Source organism: Achromobacter sp. (assembly GCF_057314935.1).
The window spans coordinates 1-15,301 of the sequence record NZ_DBHKZA010000014.1 but is presented as its reverse complement, the minus strand read 5'-3'; the positions used below and the strand labels follow the sequence as shown (position 1 = coordinate 15,301).

17 protein-coding genes are annotated in these 15,301 nt (G+C 59.6%); 15 read left to right on the top strand and 2 right to left on the bottom strand.

Annotated elements, in window-relative coordinates:
• From ACO6D5_RS07270 to hslU, 4 genes are all read left to right on the top strand, one after another.
• On the top strand, positions 1–381 hold a 381-nt coding region (locus tag ACO6D5_RS07270; protein WP_485825015.1), incomplete at its 5' end, for a GTP-binding protein.
• A 126-nt stretch (positions 382–507) separates the two neighbouring features.
• Positions 508–972: an RNA polymerase-binding protein DksA gene (gene dksA, locus ACO6D5_RS07265; RefSeq protein WP_006216410.1), complete on the top strand. Its 465-nt coding sequence runs from the start codon at positions 508–510 to the stop codon at positions 970–972.
• 133 nt (positions 973–1,105) lie between these two features.
• Positions 1,106–1,645 (top strand): ATP-dependent protease subunit HslV, encoded by a 540-nt coding sequence (gene hslV / locus ACO6D5_RS07260; protein WP_171666964.1) that lies wholly within the window; start codon positions 1,106–1,108, stop codon positions 1,643–1,645.
• A gap of 84 nt (positions 1,646–1,729) precedes the next feature.
• Positions 1,730–3,064: an ATP-dependent protease ATPase subunit HslU gene (gene hslU, locus ACO6D5_RS07255; protein ID WP_169273399.1), complete on the top strand. Its 1,335-nt coding sequence runs from the start codon at positions 1,730–1,732 to the stop codon at positions 3,062–3,064.
• Positions 3,065–3,150: 86 nt separating this feature from the next.
• Here hslU and ACO6D5_RS07250 read toward each other — a convergent pair whose 3' ends face one another.
• Positions 3,151–3,459 (bottom strand): copper-binding protein, encoded by a 309-nt coding sequence (locus ACO6D5_RS07250; protein ID WP_006224837.1) that lies wholly within the window; start codon positions 3,457–3,459, stop codon positions 3,151–3,153.
• Between the two features lie 211 nt (positions 3,460–3,670).
• Here ACO6D5_RS07250 and ACO6D5_RS07245 point away from each other — a divergent pair, with 211 nt between their 5' ends.
• From ACO6D5_RS07245 to ACO6D5_RS07195, 11 genes are all read left to right on the top strand, one after another.
• Positions 3,671–4,231 carry a cob(I)yrinic acid a,c-diamide adenosyltransferase gene (locus tag ACO6D5_RS07245; protein WP_485825014.1) on the top strand — a complete coding sequence of 187 codons (561 nt, stop codon included), beginning with the start codon at positions 3,671–3,673 and terminating at the stop codon, positions 4,229–4,231.
• Positions 4,232–4,408: 177 nt separating this feature from the next.
• Positions 4,409–5,470, top strand: coding sequence for a dTDP-glucose 4,6-dehydratase (rfbB, locus tag ACO6D5_RS07240; RefSeq protein WP_315527351.1), 1,062 nt, complete (start codon positions 4,409–4,411; stop codon positions 5,468–5,470).
• Between the two features lie 146 nt (positions 5,471–5,616).
• Complete coding sequence (locus ACO6D5_RS07235) at positions 5,617–6,540, top strand: glycosyltransferase family 2 protein (protein ID WP_485825013.1); 924 nt, start codon at positions 5,617–5,619, stop codon at positions 6,538–6,540.
• A gap of 8 nt (positions 6,541–6,548) precedes the next feature.
• Complete coding sequence (gene rfbD, locus ACO6D5_RS07230) at positions 6,549–7,445, top strand: dTDP-4-dehydrorhamnose reductase (RefSeq protein ID WP_485825012.1); 897 nt, start codon at positions 6,549–6,551, stop codon at positions 7,443–7,445.
• Positions 7,442–8,323: a glucose-1-phosphate thymidylyltransferase RfbA gene (gene rfbA / locus ACO6D5_RS07225; protein WP_050728441.1), complete on the top strand. Its 882-nt coding sequence runs from the start codon at positions 7,442–7,444 to the stop codon at positions 8,321–8,323. Before rfbD ends, rfbA begins: the two co-directional genes overlap by 4 nt.
• Positions 8,323–8,868: a dTDP-4-dehydrorhamnose 3,5-epimerase gene (gene rfbC / locus ACO6D5_RS07220; RefSeq protein ID WP_315527347.1), complete on the top strand. Its 546-nt coding sequence runs from the start codon at positions 8,323–8,325 to the stop codon at positions 8,866–8,868. The genes rfbA and rfbC overlap by 1 nt, the downstream gene beginning before the upstream one ends.
• Before the next feature lie 71 nt (positions 8,869–8,939).
• A complete protein-coding gene (locus ACO6D5_RS07215) occupies positions 8,940–10,316 on the top strand; it encodes a glycosyltransferase WbsX family protein (RefSeq protein ID WP_485825011.1) in 1,377 nt (458 codons plus the stop codon).
• Between the two features lies 1 nt (position 10,317).
• A complete protein-coding gene (locus tag ACO6D5_RS07210) occupies positions 10,318–12,039 on the top strand; it encodes a rhamnan synthesis F family protein (protein ID WP_485825010.1) in 1,722 nt (573 codons plus the stop codon).
• 96 nt (positions 12,040–12,135) lie between these two features.
• A complete protein-coding gene (locus ACO6D5_RS07205; protein WP_287145370.1) occupies positions 12,136–12,936 on the top strand; it encodes an ABC transporter permease in 801 nt (266 codons plus the stop codon).
• A 30-nt stretch (positions 12,937–12,966) separates the two neighbouring features.
• The gene (locus tag ACO6D5_RS07200) at positions 12,967–13,710 is read left to right on the top strand and encodes an ABC transporter ATP-binding protein (RefSeq protein WP_315527340.1); all 744 of its coding nucleotides are present in this window, start codon (positions 12,967–12,969) and stop codon (positions 13,708–13,710) included.
• 121 nt (positions 13,711–13,831) lie between these two features.
• Positions 13,832–14,917 carry a class I SAM-dependent methyltransferase gene (locus tag ACO6D5_RS07195; protein WP_485825009.1) on the top strand — a complete coding sequence of 362 codons (1,086 nt, stop codon included), beginning with the start codon at positions 13,832–13,834 and terminating at the stop codon, positions 14,915–14,917.
• 83 nt (positions 14,918–15,000) lie between these two features.
• Here the strand turns inward: ACO6D5_RS07195 and ACO6D5_RS07190 are convergent.
• Positions 15,001–15,301 (bottom strand): hypothetical protein (locus ACO6D5_RS07190; protein WP_485825008.1); only part of this gene is annotated, 301 nt, incomplete at its 5' end.

Here is a 15,301-nt window from a genome sequence, read left to right as displayed (position 1 = left end):
CACGGTCATGACCATGAGCACGAAGGCGATTGCGGGGCGCATTGCAATCATGCCCACCATCATCACCATCACCAGCACGACGACGAAATCGGCGCGTTCGTGTTCCGTTCCAACAAGCCGTTCGATCCCGCGCGCCTTGAGGAATTCCTGGGCGGCGTGGTGCAGGTCTATGGTCCCGACCTGATGCGTTACAAGGGCATCCTGTACATGAAGGGCATCAACCGCCGCATGTTGTTCCAGGGTGTGCACATGATGATGGGCGCCGAACCCGGCAAGCCGTGGACCGCGGCCGAAAAACCGTCCACCAAGATGGTGTTCATCGGACGTAAGCTGCCCCAGGAGATTTTCACCCGGGGCTTGGAGCAGTGCCTGGCGGGGTAATCCCCCTTCCTGACGTGACGCGATGCGACGAAGGCAGTACTGTGAGGTACGAATAGCGTAAGCAGCATGCAACACGGACCGGGAAAGGACGCCCGCGCCAGGATCGATTCATAGTGGAGTGTTTTCATGGCTACCAAGGCAGCAACCAAAAAATCAAGCAAGTCGACGAGCGATACGGCGATTGATCTGCCCAGCGAGAAGGAATTGCTGGCCATGCCCGAGTCCGACTATATGAACGAACGCCAGCTGGCTTTCTTCAAGGAACGGCTCAAACAACTCGAACAGGACATCCTGGCCAACGCCGGCGAAACCACCGAGCACCTGCGCGAAACGCAGTTCGTGCCCGATCCCGCCGACCGCGCCACCATCGAGGAAGAACACGCCCTGGAGCTGCGCACCCGCGACCGCGAGCGCAAGCTGCTGAAAAAGGTGCAACAGTCCATCGCCCGCATCGACAGCGGTGAATACGGCTGGTGTGAAGAAACCGGCGAACCGATCGGCGTACCCCGCCTGTTGGCCCGCCCCACGGCCACCTTGTCGCTGGAAGCGCAGGAGCGCCGTGAAATGCGCCAAAAGCTGTACGGCGACTAATCCGTCCCGCAATTCACGCCATGCCCTGAAAGGCTATGCTGGTTTCCGGCATGGCCTTTTTTATTGCGCGTCCGGCCGGCCGCTTGATTTCCCTGAATCCGCCCCCAGCTAGTCCTTTCAAAGGAAGGAACGCATGGAACAATTTCACGCCACCACCATCGTGTGTGTGCGCCGCGGCAACCGCGTCGCGCTCGGCGGCGATGGCCAGGTCACCCTGGGCAACATCGTCGTCAAGGGCACGGCCCGCAAGATCCGCCGCCTGTACCACGACAAGATCCTGGCCGGTTTCGCCGGCGCCACCGCCGACGCATTCACGTTGCAGGAACGTTTCGAAGCCAAGCTGGAAAAGCACCAGGGCAACCTGATGCGCGCCGCGGTCGAACTGACCCGCGACTGGCGCACCGACCGCGTCCTGCGCCGGCTGGAAGCCATGCTGATCGTCGCCGACACCGAGCACACCCTGGTGCTGACCGGCAACGGCGATGTGCTGGAACCCGAACACGGCCTGGCCGCCATCGGCTCCGGCGGCGCCTACGCGCAATCGGCCGCGCTGGCGCTGTTGCGCAACACCGAGCTGTCGCCCGAGGTTGTCGTGAAGCAATCGCTGGAAATCGCCGGCGACCTCTGCATCTACACCAACCAGAACCACGTCATCGAAACGCTGGGCGACTGACGCCCGCCACGCGGCGCGCGGGGCCTCCCCCCGACGCGCCGCAGCCGCCTCCCCAGCCCGCTCTAGCTCCAAGGATTCGCCCTCATGTCCGCATCCAACATGACGCCCGGAGAGATCGTCTCCGAACTCGACAAGTACATCGTCGGCCAGAACCGCGCCAAGCGCGCGGTCGCTGTCGCCTTGCGCAACCGCTGGCGCCGCCAGCAGGTCGCCGAGCCCCTGCGCCACGAGATCCATCCCAAGAACATCCTGATGATCGGCCCCACCGGCGTGGGCAAGACCGAGATCGCGCGCCGCCTGGCCAAGCTGGCCAACGCGCCCTTCATCAAGATCGAAGCCACCAAGTTCACGGAAGTGGGCTATGTGGGCCGCGACGTCGACACCATCATCCGCGACCTGACCGAATACTCGATCAAGCAGACGCGTGAACTGGAAATGCGCCGCGTGCGCACCCAGGCCGAAGACGCCGCCGAAGACCGCATCCTGGACGCCCTGGTCCCGCCCGCCCGCGGCGCCTCCGGCGAACCGGAGCGCGGCGAAGACAACAGCGCCCGCCAGACCTTCAGGAAGCGCCTGCGCGAAGGCAAGATCGACGATCTGGAGATCGAGATCGAAGTGGCCCAGGCCGCGCCGCAGATGGACGTCATGACGCCCCCCGGCATGGAAGAAATGGCCGAGCAGCTGCGCGGCATGTTCGCCGGCATGGCCCGCGACAAGAAAAAAGCCAAGAAGATGAAGGTGCGCGAAGCCTTCAAGCTGATCGTCGACGAAGAAGCCGCAAAGCGCGTCAACGAAGAAGACCTGCGCACCGTGGCCATCAACAACGTCGAGCAGAACGGCATCGTCTTCCTGGACGAGATCGACAAGATCGCGGCCCGCCAGGAATCGGGCGGCGCCGACGTGTCGCGCCAGGGCGTGCAGCGCGACCTGCTGCCGCTGGTTGAAGGCACGACCGTCAACACCCGCTACGGCATGGTCCGCACCGACCACATCCTGTTCATCGCATCGGGCGCGTTCCACCTGGCCCGCCCGTCGGACCTGATTCCCGAGCTGCAAGGCCGTTTCCCGATCCGCGTGGAACTGGAATCGCTGACCGCCGAAGACTTCGTGCGCATCCTGTCCGACACCGACGCCTCGCTGACCAAGCAGTACACCGCGCTGATGGCCACCGAAGACGTGCAGTTGGAGTTCACGGACGAGGGTGTGCGCCGCCTGGCCGAACTGGCCTACGACGTGAACGAGACCACCGAGAACATCGGTGCCCGCCGCCTGTACACGGTGATGGAAAAGCTGCTGGACGAACTGTCGTTCGACGCGACGTCCAGCCAGGACAAGCACGTGAAGATCGACGCCGCCTACGTCAACTCGCAGTTGGCGGAAGCCGCCAGCAGCCAGGACCTGGCGCGCTACGTACTGTAAGTCGGGTGGCGCGCCTGGCGCGCTCCCTTCTGATCAACGCCGTTTATCGCAGCCTTGCGGTAAACGGCGTTTTCCATGGCATGGCGTCAGTTCGTGATCGCCGTCACGACATACTTGCCGTCCTTGCGGGTGGCCGTGAAGCGGACCTTGTCGCCCGCCTTGATCTTGGACAGCAGGGCCGGCGGATCCGCCTCATAGACCAGCGTCATGGCCGGCAGGTCCAAGGCCTTGATCTCGTCGTGCTTGATCGTGACCTTGCCCGCGGCCGGATCCACCCGGCGCACTTCACCGCTGGCATCGGCCGTTTGGGCGAACGCCAAGGGCGTAGCCAAGGTGACCACGGCCATCGCGGTAGCGATAGCCATGGGCATTGCATATTTGCGGTCAAAAGCCATACGGGCGTCCTCCATTGACAGCGAAAGCCGAGGAGCCAAAAGTCGCGCCCCTCCTGCTTTCCACAATGCTAGGATACCGCCGTTATGAAACAGTTCCTGCGGCATAACGCAACAATCCTGACGGTTGATTGCGAACCCGCGCCGGCGCCCGGCCGCCCGCTTACCGCAGGACGCAAACCACACGCTCATTTACCCCAATCCAGGACGCTCCATGGCCAACCGCTTATCTGTCATTGCCACCCGCACGGGCGATGACGGCACCACCGGCTTGGGGGACGGATCGCGTCTGCCCAAGGACGCGCCCCGCATCGACGCGCTGGGCGATGTGGATGAATTGAACAGCGTCATCGGCGTGTTGCTCGCGGAGTCGCTGCCACCGGAGGTCTCGGTCGACCTGATGGCGATCCAGCACGACCTTTTCGATATGGGCGCGGAGCTATGCATTCCGGGCCATACCGCCGTCACCGACGCCCAGGTGGCCCGCCTGGACGCGCGGCTGGCGCACTACAACGCGACCCTGGCGCCTTTACGCGAATTCATCCTGCCGGGGGGCACGCGGGCCGCCGCGCAGGCGCACGTGGCGCGCACCGTCTGCCGGCGTGCGGAACGGGCGGTGGTGGCGCTGGCGGGGGTCGAATCCGTGAATCCGCCCGTGCGCCAATACCTGAACCGGCTGTCGGACCTGATGTTTGTGCTGGCGCGCCATATCAATAATGCAGCGGACACGCCTGACGTGTTCTGGATGAGCCCAAATGCGCGTAAGACCACGTAACTCATGAGATGAATTGCAAGGCGGCCCAAGCCGCCTGCATTGCAGCGTATCTTGTAACGTGCTTATTTCACACCACAGTTTGTTTCATTTCTTAGGTCGCCCCGAGGCAGTTGCGGCATAATTGCGGGTTAATCGGCGGCCTTGCGCGCACGCTGAACGCTCAAGGAATACATAAGAATGAGTATTATTGTCACCGGCGGAGCAGGATTCATTGGCTCCAACTTCGTTCTCGACTGGTTTCAGGAAAGCAGCGAACCCGTCGTCACCTTGGATAAGCTCACGTACGCGGGCAATCCCGATAATCTCGCCTCGCTCAAGGGCAATCAAGCACACAAGCTCGTGCAAGGCGACATCGGCGATGTCGAACTCGTCAGCCGCCTGCTGGCCGAACACAAGCCGCGCGCCGTTCTCAACTTCGCCGCCGAATCGCACGTGGACCGTTCCATCCACGGCCCAGGCGAATTCATCCAGACCAATATCGTGGGTACCTTTCACCTGTTGGAAGCCGTGCGCGCGTACTGGAACGCCTTGCCCGATGTCGAACGCGCGGCATTCCGTTTCCTTCACGTGTCTACCGATGAGGTCTACGGATCGCTGGAAAAGGACGATCCCGCTTTCAGCGAAACGAATCGCTACGAGCCCAACAGCCCCTATTCCGCAAGCAAGGCCGCCAGCGACCACTTGGTGCGGGCATACCACCATACCTACGGGCTGCCGGTGTTGACCACCAATTGTTCCAACAACTACGGCCCCTATCATTTCCCCGAAAAGCTGATTCCTCTGGTTATCCACAACGCCCTGGCCGGCAAGCCGTTGCCGATCTACGGCGACGGGCAACAGATCCGCGACTGGCTGTACGTGAAAGACCACTGTTCCGCCATCCGCCGCGTGCTGGCTGACGGCCAGCTAGGGGAAACCTACAACGTGGGCGGCTGGAACGAAAAAGCCAACCTGGAAGTCGTCCACACGCTTTGCGCGCTGCTGGATGAACTCAGCCCCCGGGCTGATGGTCAGCCCTACAAGAACCAAATAACGTTCGTCAAAGACCGGCCTGGTCACGACCAACGTTACGCTATTGACGCCTCCCGCCTTGAACGCGAGCTGGGTTGGAAGCCTGCCGAAACATTCGATACCGGCATCCGCAAGACGGTGCAGTGGTATCTGCAAAACCAGGAATGGGTCGCCAACATCACCAGTGGCGCATATCGCGATTGGGTTACCACTCAGTACAGCGCCTGAACCAACCGCGACGCGGCCCCTGCCGCGGCCCGCATTGTCGGCAGCTACCCTGGATTATTCCGGGCGCCGGGTTCCGCCTGCAACGACCGCCATCACACCGAGTTTTCCGTTTTGCAAAATAGCCGAGTATCCATGCAGGTAGTCCAGTGAGCCAGCACGTTGCCATCCTCCTTTGCACATATCAGGGTGAAAAATACCTGGCTGCGCAACTGGACTCGTTTGCGGCGCAGACTTACCCGTCTTGGAAACTCTGGGTATCGGACGACGGCTCGACCGATGCAACCCTGGACCAGTTGAGGGCTTTTGCCGAGCGGCACCAGCCCGGGCAAGTCACGCTTCAAGCAGGCCCGCGCAAGGGATTCGTAAAGAATTTCATGTCCTTGATCTGCGAGCCCACCTTGCACGCGGACTATTACGCCTTGTCTGATCAGGACGACATTTGGCACCCCGACAAGCTGGAACGTGCCGTAAAGTGGCTGCGCGACGTGCCGCAAGGGCAACCCGCGCTGTACTGTACTCGGACCGAGCTGATCGACGGGGCGGGCCAACCCATCGGCTTTTCGCCATTGTTTACGCGCCCACCGGCATTTGCCAATGCCCTCATGCAGAACGTTGCAGGCGGAAATACCATGGTGATGAACAATGCCGCACGCGACCTGCTGGTGGAGGCCGGTGCAGACATAGATGTGGTCGCCCACGATTGGTGGATTTATATCGTGGTCAGCGCCTGTGGCGGCCGTGTCCATTACGACAGCGAGCCCTCGCTGCGCTATCGCCAGCATGGAGACAACCTGATCGGTGCCAACGCCGGATTAAGTGCCCGCCTGTTACGGATCAAAATGCTGTTTGAAGGACACTTGAAAATGTGGACCGACCAGCATATTCAAGCGCTGTCGCCCTTGCTACCCAAACTGACTCCCGCCAATCTCGCCATTTACGACCGCTTTATCTCGGCGCGCCAGCGAAGTCTGCTTCCGAGGGTAGTGGGCATTAAATGTTCCGGGGTTTATCGTCAGACCTTGCTGGGCAACCTCGGATTATTGGCCGCTGCGCTGACTAATCGAATTTGAAGACTATTATGAAAATCCTGCTACTCGGCAAAGATGGGCAAGTCGGACACGAATTAAAGCGCACCCTGCTGCCGCTGGGCGACGTGCATGCCTTTGGCCGTCAAGGCGCCAATCTGGAAAACCTGGAAGCGTTGCGCGAATTACTCGCTCAACAAGCGCCGGACATTATCGTGAACGCGGCCGCCTACACCGCGGTGGACAAAGCCGAAACCAATCAAGACGTCGCCCGGACGGTGAATGCCGATGCCGTAGCGGAAATCGCGCGGTACGCGAAGGAAAATGACGCCCTGTTCGTGCACTACTCCACCGACTACGTATTCGATGGCCGCAAGGAAGCACCTTACGACATCGATGACCAGACAAATCCGCAAAGCGTGTATGGTTCGACCAAGCTCGCGGGTGAGGCTGCCATCACCGCAAGCGGCTGCAAGGCGCTGATCCTGCGTACGAGCTGGGTGTTCTCCGCCCACGGTGGAAATTTCATCAAAACGATCTTGCGCCTCGCCAAAGAGCGTGATGCCTTGAATATTGTGGCTGACCAGCATGGTGCGCCGACATCGGCCGAACTGATCGCGGACGTCACTGCCCTGGCCATCGCCGGCTTCCAGCAAGGCAAACTTTCCGCTGGCATATACCACCTGACTGCCGGCGGCCACACCACATGGCACGGGTTGGCGACCCATGTCGTCGCGCGCGCCCGCCACAATGGCTTGGCTCTAAAAGTCCAGCCCGGCAATATCGCCGCCATTACGACCGAGCAGTATCCGGTGCCCGCGGCCCGGCCAAAAAACTCTCGTTTGAATACGATCGCCCTGACCGCGCCGCTGAAGCTGCAACTGCCGGACTGGACGGTGCATGTTGACCGCACGGTAGATCAACTTACGTCATTGGAACTTTCCGCATGAAACGCAAAGGCATTATCCTGGCCGGCGGCTCCGGCACCCGACTGCACCCCGCCACGCTCGCCATCAGCAAGCAGTTGTTGCCCGTTTTCGACAAACCGATGATCTACTACCCGTTGAGCACGCTGATGCTCTCGGACATTCAAGACATCCTGATCATCTCGACCCCGCAAGACACGCCGCGATTCCAGCAACTGCTGGGCGACGGTTCTCAATGGGGCTTGAATCTCCAATACGCAGTGCAGCCGTCGCCCGATGGTTTGGCTCAAGCGTTTCTCATCGGTGAATCGTTCCTCGGCAATGATTTGTCTGCGCTCGTGTTGGGCGACAACATTTTCTATGGCCACGACTTCCACCAGCTTCTGGCCAACGCCAATGCGCGCGTCGAGGGCGCCAGCGTGTTTGCCTATCACGTCCATGACCCCGAGCGTTATGGCGTGGCGGAATTCGACGAAAAGGGCAAGGTCCTTTCGTTGGAAGAAAAGCCAAGCAAGCCGAAGTCCAACTACGCGGTGACCGGGCTGTACTTTTACGACGAAAATGTCGTCGAGATCGCCAAGCAGATCAAGCCTTCGCCGCGTGGCGAACTGGAGATTACCGATCTGAACCGCGTCTATCTCGAGCAAGGCAAGTTGGGTGTTGAAATCATGGGCCGGGGATACGCCTGGCTGGACACCGGCACCCACGAGTCGCTGCTCGAGGCCAGCCAGTTCATTTCCACTCTGGAGAACCGCCAGGGATTGAAGGTGTCGTGCCCTGAGGAGATTGCGTTCCGCAATCGGTGGATCACGCCGGAACAGCTGGAAGCGCTGGCCGCTCCGCTGTCCAAGAACGGCTACGGCAAGTATCTCCAACGTCTACTCGTTGAGAAGGTGTATTGATGAACGCCACTCCGCTCGCAATTCCGGAAGTCATCCTGTTCGAGCCGAAGGTATTCGGCGACGACCGTGGATTTTTCTTCGAAAGTTTCAATCATCGCGTCTTCGAAGAAGCCATTGGTCGAAAAGCGCAGTTCGTGCAGGACAACCATTCTCGCTCGGTCAAGGGCGTACTGCGGGGCCTGCACTATCAGATCCAGCAGACGCAGGGCAAGCTTGTGCGCGTCGCCCAGGGCGAAGTCTTCGATGTCGCCGTCGACCTGCGCAAATCCTCCCCGACGTTCGGGCAGTGGGTCGGTGCATTGTTGAGCGCCGAGAACAAGCACCAATTGTGGGTGCCAGAAGGTTTCGGCCACGGATTCGTGGTGCTGTCCGACACCGCGGAGTTCCTGTACAAGACAACCGACTACTACGCCCCGGCGCATGAGCGCTGCATCGCCTGGAACGATCCGACGCTTGCCATCGATTGGCGCATGAGCGGCGAGCCGGTCGTCTCGGCCAAGGATGCATTGGGCCTACCCTTCCTGCAAGCCGAATACTTCGCCTAAGACAGTCCGATTCGCTCCGGCAAGCTGCGGCTGCCACTGTCGTGGACACACCCACGCCCTGCGGCTATCTAATGTTCGACATGAAAAACACTACTGATTTGACCGACTCCCCCTCGTTTAAAGCCCTTTCCGGCCATCGCGGGGAAGGAGCGGCCGATGACGCCGGCTATACGAGGGACACCTCGAAACTGATCGCGTTTTACCTGCCTCAATACCATCGCGTGGCGGAAAACTCGGAATGGTGGGGGCCGGGGTTCACCGAGTGGACCAACGTGGCTCGCGGCAGACCTAATTTCGACGGACACTATCAGCCTCATATCCCGCGAGAACTGGGTTTCTACGATCTGGACCGCGTGGAAACCATGCGCGAGCAGGCCGCTTTGGCACGCGAGTACGGTGTACACGGATTCTGCTTCTACTATTACTGGTTCAGCGGCCGCCGCATCCTGGAGCGGCCTCTGGACAATTTCCTGGCGTCCGACATCGACATGTCGTTCTGCCTGTGCTGGGCCAATGAAAACTGGACGCGGACTTGGGATGGCGATACCAAGAGCGTGCTGCTCGAACAAAAGTATGCGGAAGGCGACGAAGAGCGCTTTATTCAGGACATCCATCCCTTCCTGGCGGATCCTCGCTACATCCGCGTGGACGACAAGCCGCTGCTCGTCGTCTACCGCATAAAGGAATTGCCGGATCCTGCCGGTTCGATAAAGAAATGGCGCGCGGAAGCGGAACGCCTTGGCCTGCCTGGCCTTCATGTGTCCGTCGTCGACTTCTACGACATCAGCGATCCGCGTGAAGTCGGTGCCGATGCCATGGTCGAATTTCCGCCGCACAAGTTCAACGGCCCGCAAAACTGCCCGGACCCGTCGCCTCATCTGACAAATCCGAATTTCCGCGGTGGCCTGATCGACTATTCGCGGGTCATTGCGCAAAGCATGCTGCGCCCCGAACCGCCGTTCACGCTCTACCGGGGCATCATCCCCAGCTGGGATAACACTGCCCGACGCCAAGACACGGGCACAATCATCGTGAATGCGACCCCTGCATTCTTCGGTTCATGGCTGAAATTCCTGCGCGCCTACACCCGTGAGACGCGTCCCGGGGCATCCGATCCCTTCATTTTCGTCAATGCCTGGAACGAATGGGGCGAGGGCTGCCACCTTGAACCCGACGTGCAATGGGGCCTGAACTATCTGGACGAAGTCGCACGCACTTCGTACGTATCTCCTGAAGATAAGGTGACAGTGGAACAGGCCCGCGAAGCAGCATTCCGCCGTATCCAGCGGATCGCCTCCGACGACGGCATCGGGATCAAGACGGATCTCAGCAAGCATGTACCGATGAAGCCCCGTGTGCAGCGTCTGGCTCATGCGCTGCAGAAGTATCCGCTGCTGCACAAGATCGCACGCAAGCTGTATCGCGCCACCCACGCACTTTTGCATTGATATGCCGAAGACCGTCGCAGTTGTCGCCCATTTTGATCCAGACGACGTTTTGGATCCCACGTTGCATGGCATCCTGGAAGACTTGGAAGCGCTGTGCGATAGCGTCGTTCTGGTCACGACAAGTCGCCTGGCGCCGGACGACGTGCCCAAGAGCAAGAAGATTCAGACCATCTGCCGACCCAACATCGGCTACGACTTCTACAGCTACCGGGTAGGCATCAGCGCGGTGCTGCAGCAAGGCGGCTGCGACCGCATGCTGCTGCTCAATTCGAGTTATCTGGTGACCGACAATCGTCGATACCGGGACACGATGGCGACCATGCTGCAACGACTCGACGACGTGGACATCGTTGGAGTGACGCAGTCCCGCCAATGGCAGTGGCATCTGCAATCCTATCTGATCGCATTGCGGGGCGAATCCGTTTCGAGCAGTTGGTTCCAGTCGTGGCTCTCGACCATCTCTCCGCGCAATACCAAAATAGAAACCATCCTTTCCGGCGAACTCGGGCTGTCCGCGGCCATCATGGCCAGCGGCGCGTCCGTGAACGTCGTTTTCCAGCCGGCACGCTGGGACAACTGGCGCGCCATGGCGCTCTGGGGACGTAAGAGCCTGACCATCAAGAGCCTGGCAAAACTGGCCCAGCCCTCGTTCTGGCGTTCGCTAACGCAATTCAATCCCACTCACTTTCAGGCGCAGGCGCTTGCGCGGGAAACGGGACTGGTCAAGACCGAGCTCGTTCGGAACAACCCCCACAAGCTCAGCTTGGCCTGGTTGCGGCGGCTATGCCCGCCAACCGAATACGAAGCGATAAACCGTTTCGTCACGCGCTCGCAGGCCCACTACCAATCCAAGTCAGGCCCGCTCACCGCCTTGACGACGAAAGCCAGCCCGTTGCCCTGGCAGCGCGTCATCCACACCGCGCCACTGGGCAGACCCGGCGTCCGAGTGGCGGTAGTCGTTCATATCTTCTATCCGGAACTGGCCGGCGAGATTTACGACTACATCAAAAACATCGTCGAACCGTTCGACCTCATCATCACCACGCCTCACGAAGGGGCGGTATCACAGTTGATCGATATCTTCGCGCCGCTGGCAAGCAGCGTGGCGGTCGCGCTGTCGGAGAACCGCGGCCGGGATGTCGGACCGTTTCTTGCAGTTCACCGTAGCGGAATGCTGGAGCGCTATGACGCGGTGCTCAAGCTGCATTCCAAGAAAAGCACATATAGCGACAGTGGGCAGCAATGGCAGCAGAGCCTGTTCCGCCAGCTTTGCGGCAACTCTCAGACTGTACGCCGGAGCCTCGCATTGCTGCGCGACGGCACGACTGGCATGGTGGGACCACACGATTACTATCTGACGCACCCGCACTACTGGGGCGCCAACCGGGCCACTGTGTGCGCGCTGATGCAAAGCCTTACGACCACTACCTTGAAAGAAGAGGACGTGCCGCTCGGCTTTTTCGCCGGCACCATGTTCTGGTTTGCACCGAAGGCCATCGCGGCGCTACATGACATTCCGGATTCCCTGCTGACCTTTGCGCCCGAGAACGGCAAGCAAGACGGCACGCTGGCGCATGCGCTGGAACGGCTGTTTGGCATATTGCCGCAACTTAGCGGATATACCATCACCAGCCTGGCGCTAGCCGGGCGGAGCTTGAACGACGTCGCGACCCTTGACCATACCGTTCCCGTGCTGAAAAAGCCCTCTGAGCTGGTTCAATAGGCGCACGAGACCTCTTTGATGCTGGCGTACCCGCTCCGACGTACCGCGGTGCCAGCATGCCACCAATTGACTATTTATTGATAGACCCATCCGTTTATGTCCAACCAAACCGCTGCTGGCGCCGTGCAAGACATCCTGTCAGCGCTAAAACGTTTTTCCCTGATAGGCACACTGGGCTGGCAGGATGTGCGGCAACGCTACCGCCGTTCTTCCATTGGAGCCTTCTGGCTGACCATCAGCATGGGGGTGATGATCGGCACGATCGGCATCGTATTCGGCCAGATCTTCAAATCGCCGATGAACGAGTTCTTGCCGTTCCTGTCTGTCGGCTTGATCCTGTGGGGTTTCATCTCGACAGTCATCACTGAAGGGTGCAGCGGCTTCATCGCTGGAGAGGCCGTGATCAAGCAGCTGCCCATCCCGCTGAGCGTGCACATTTTCCGCGTCCTCTGGCGCAACCTGATCATCCTGGCGCATAACGTCGTGATCTTTCCGCTGGTCCTCATCGCGGTCCAGAAGGCACCTACTTGGGATGTCCTCGTCGCAATCCCGGGCTTGTTGCTCCTGATGCTGAATCTGACCTGGATCGCCATTTTTTTGGGTGTCATCTGTACGCGCTATCGTGACATTCCCCAAATTATCTCCAGCTTTCTGCAGGTCGTCTTCTATGTCACGCCGATCATGTGGCTGCCGAGCCTTCTGCCGTCCCGCGCCGGCACATATATGCTGGATCTGAATCCGTTCTATCACTTCCTTCAGATCGTTCGTGCTCCCCTCCTCGGCCAAGAACCTTCACTGGAGAACTGGCTAGTGTCGATTGGCATCGCCATCGTAGGCTGGACTTTGACCTTGGTGCTCTTCGGCCGTTATCGCCGCCGTATCGCCTACTGGCTTTAAGACACAACGACTCTTCAAGAAAGACAGATTATGGCCTCCATTGTTTTCGACAAAGTCTGCGTCGACTTTCCCATTTATAACGCCAGTGCACGTTCACTTAAAAAGCGACTATTCCAGGTTGCGACCGGTGGTCAGATCAGCGCCAACTCCAGTGGCCGGGTGATCATCCGCGCACTCGAGGACTTGACCTTGACAATCAAGGATGGGGATCGCGTCGGCTTGCTTGGCCACAATGGTGCAGGCAAAAGTACGCTATTGCGCCTGCTGAGCGGTGTTTACGAACCTTCAAGCGGCCGGGCCGAAATCAAGGGTGAAATTGGATCTCTGATCGATGTCAGTTTCGGCATTGATCCGGAGGCAAGCGGCCGCGAGAACATATACCTGCGCGGCGCCCTCCTGGGCCTGACTCGGGCAGAGATAAAGGCCAAGCTCGATGAAATCATCGATTTCTCGGAGCTGGGCGATTTCATCGATATGCCAGTCCGCACATATTCATCAGGGATGCACTTGCGCCTGGCATTCTCGGTATCCACCATCATCAGACCCGAAATCCTGTTGATGGACGAATGGCTATCCGTCGGCGACGAGGGGTTTCGTGTTCGTGCGGAAGCCCGCATGAATGAACTGGTGGAGTCCACGCACATCCTCGTCATCGCGAGCCATTCGCGCGAACTGGTCAGGGACACGTGCAACCGCGCCATCTGGCTCGAGCATGGAAAGATAAAAATGGACGGAACGCCCGAAGAGGTGACTCAGGCTTATTTTGGCCATTGAGCTGATATCGCACGCCTGAACCACACGGGATGAAGCTCGGATTTGCAGGGCGTAAGTTCGGCGATCCGTCTTTAAGGTGCGTTCGCTCGAATATTGGTATCCACGCAAGGCGAAACAGATAATGACTCAAGACTCGTTGCGAAGTTTGTACGACAACCACGTCGGGAAAGTCTCTGACAAATGGGAAATCTATCTCGAGGAATACGGGCTCATCCTTGAGAAGTACCGTGACCGCCCTGTCCGATTTCTTGAAATCGGAATTCAAAACGGCGGTTCCCTGGAAATCTGGTCCAGGTTTTTTCCCAACGCCGCGAAGTTCGTGGGCTGTGATATCAACCCGGACTGTGCCAAATTACGCTACGCGGATCCACGCATCAACGTGGTCGTAGGCGATGCCAATACGCCGGGCGCATATACCGAGATCACGCGGGCATCACCGGATTTCGACATCATCATTGATGACGGCTCTCATCTGTCCGGAGACATCATCAAGACTTTCTGCCTCTATTTCCCCTTGGTAGTAGAGGGCGGGACGTTTATTGCAGAGGATCTGCACTGCAGCTACTGGGCATCGTACGAAGGGGGCCTGTTTCATCCTTATTCATCGATAGCCTTCTTCAAGCTGCTTGCCGACATCATCAATGTCGAACACTGGGGAGTGGATGCGCCAGATCCGCTGCGCCTGCTCTCAGGCATCCTCTCCCACAATCGATGCGAGATAGCGCTGGAGTCGCTCGCGCAGATCCGGTCGGTGGAATTTATCAATTCCATGTGCATCATTCGCAAGCATCCTGCCTCCAGCAACACACTGGGGCGTCGCATCATTGCCGGCCAGGAGGAACTCGTCGTCGCTGGCCACTTGCCCCTGAGCGGCGCGCCCTTCACAAGGCAGGACGCGCCCGCACAAACGGACAACCCCTGGTCCACCCGCCTGACCCCACCGGCGGAGACGATACTGGAAACGGAGCAATTGCTGAGCGCGACACAAGCCGCACTCGCCGAGCGCGATGAGGCCGCCCGGATCAGCGCCAACGAGATCGAGCGCCTGGGGCAATCCATCCGCGAACTTCAAGGTGCGTGGCAACAGGCAGAGCAACGGGCAGAAGATGCCGAACGCTCCAATAAGTCGCTGCAGCTATCGACTAGCTGGCGCATGACCGCGCCCCTGCGTTGGATTGCCGATACCTTGCGCCGTTTGACCCGATAGCCACTGTTTGGGCGGGTGTACCGCCAACGCCCTAGCCCAAAGGTCCGCCGGCCCGGTGACATGCCACCAGGCCGGCCTTTCAACTAGTCATCTATCGCCATGATGAGCGGGCATGTGTAGACCTCACCGCCTGAAACCGACTTTATGTAGAGCTTTTTCGGACCAGGCAGGTCTGAAATGTCCATGCCCAAATCAAAGCCGGACGTCATCAGGCCGGGACGCTTGAAATAGGCAGCGACATCGGGACGTTTCTCCGTTCCAGCTTTGAAAAAGCGTTCTCTGCCATCGGCACCCTGCACAATGATCCAGGCCTGGATAGGTTGAACATCCTCACCGCCGATGGGCGCAGTCCATCCGCGCAGCCTCATCAGGCCATCGACGGTA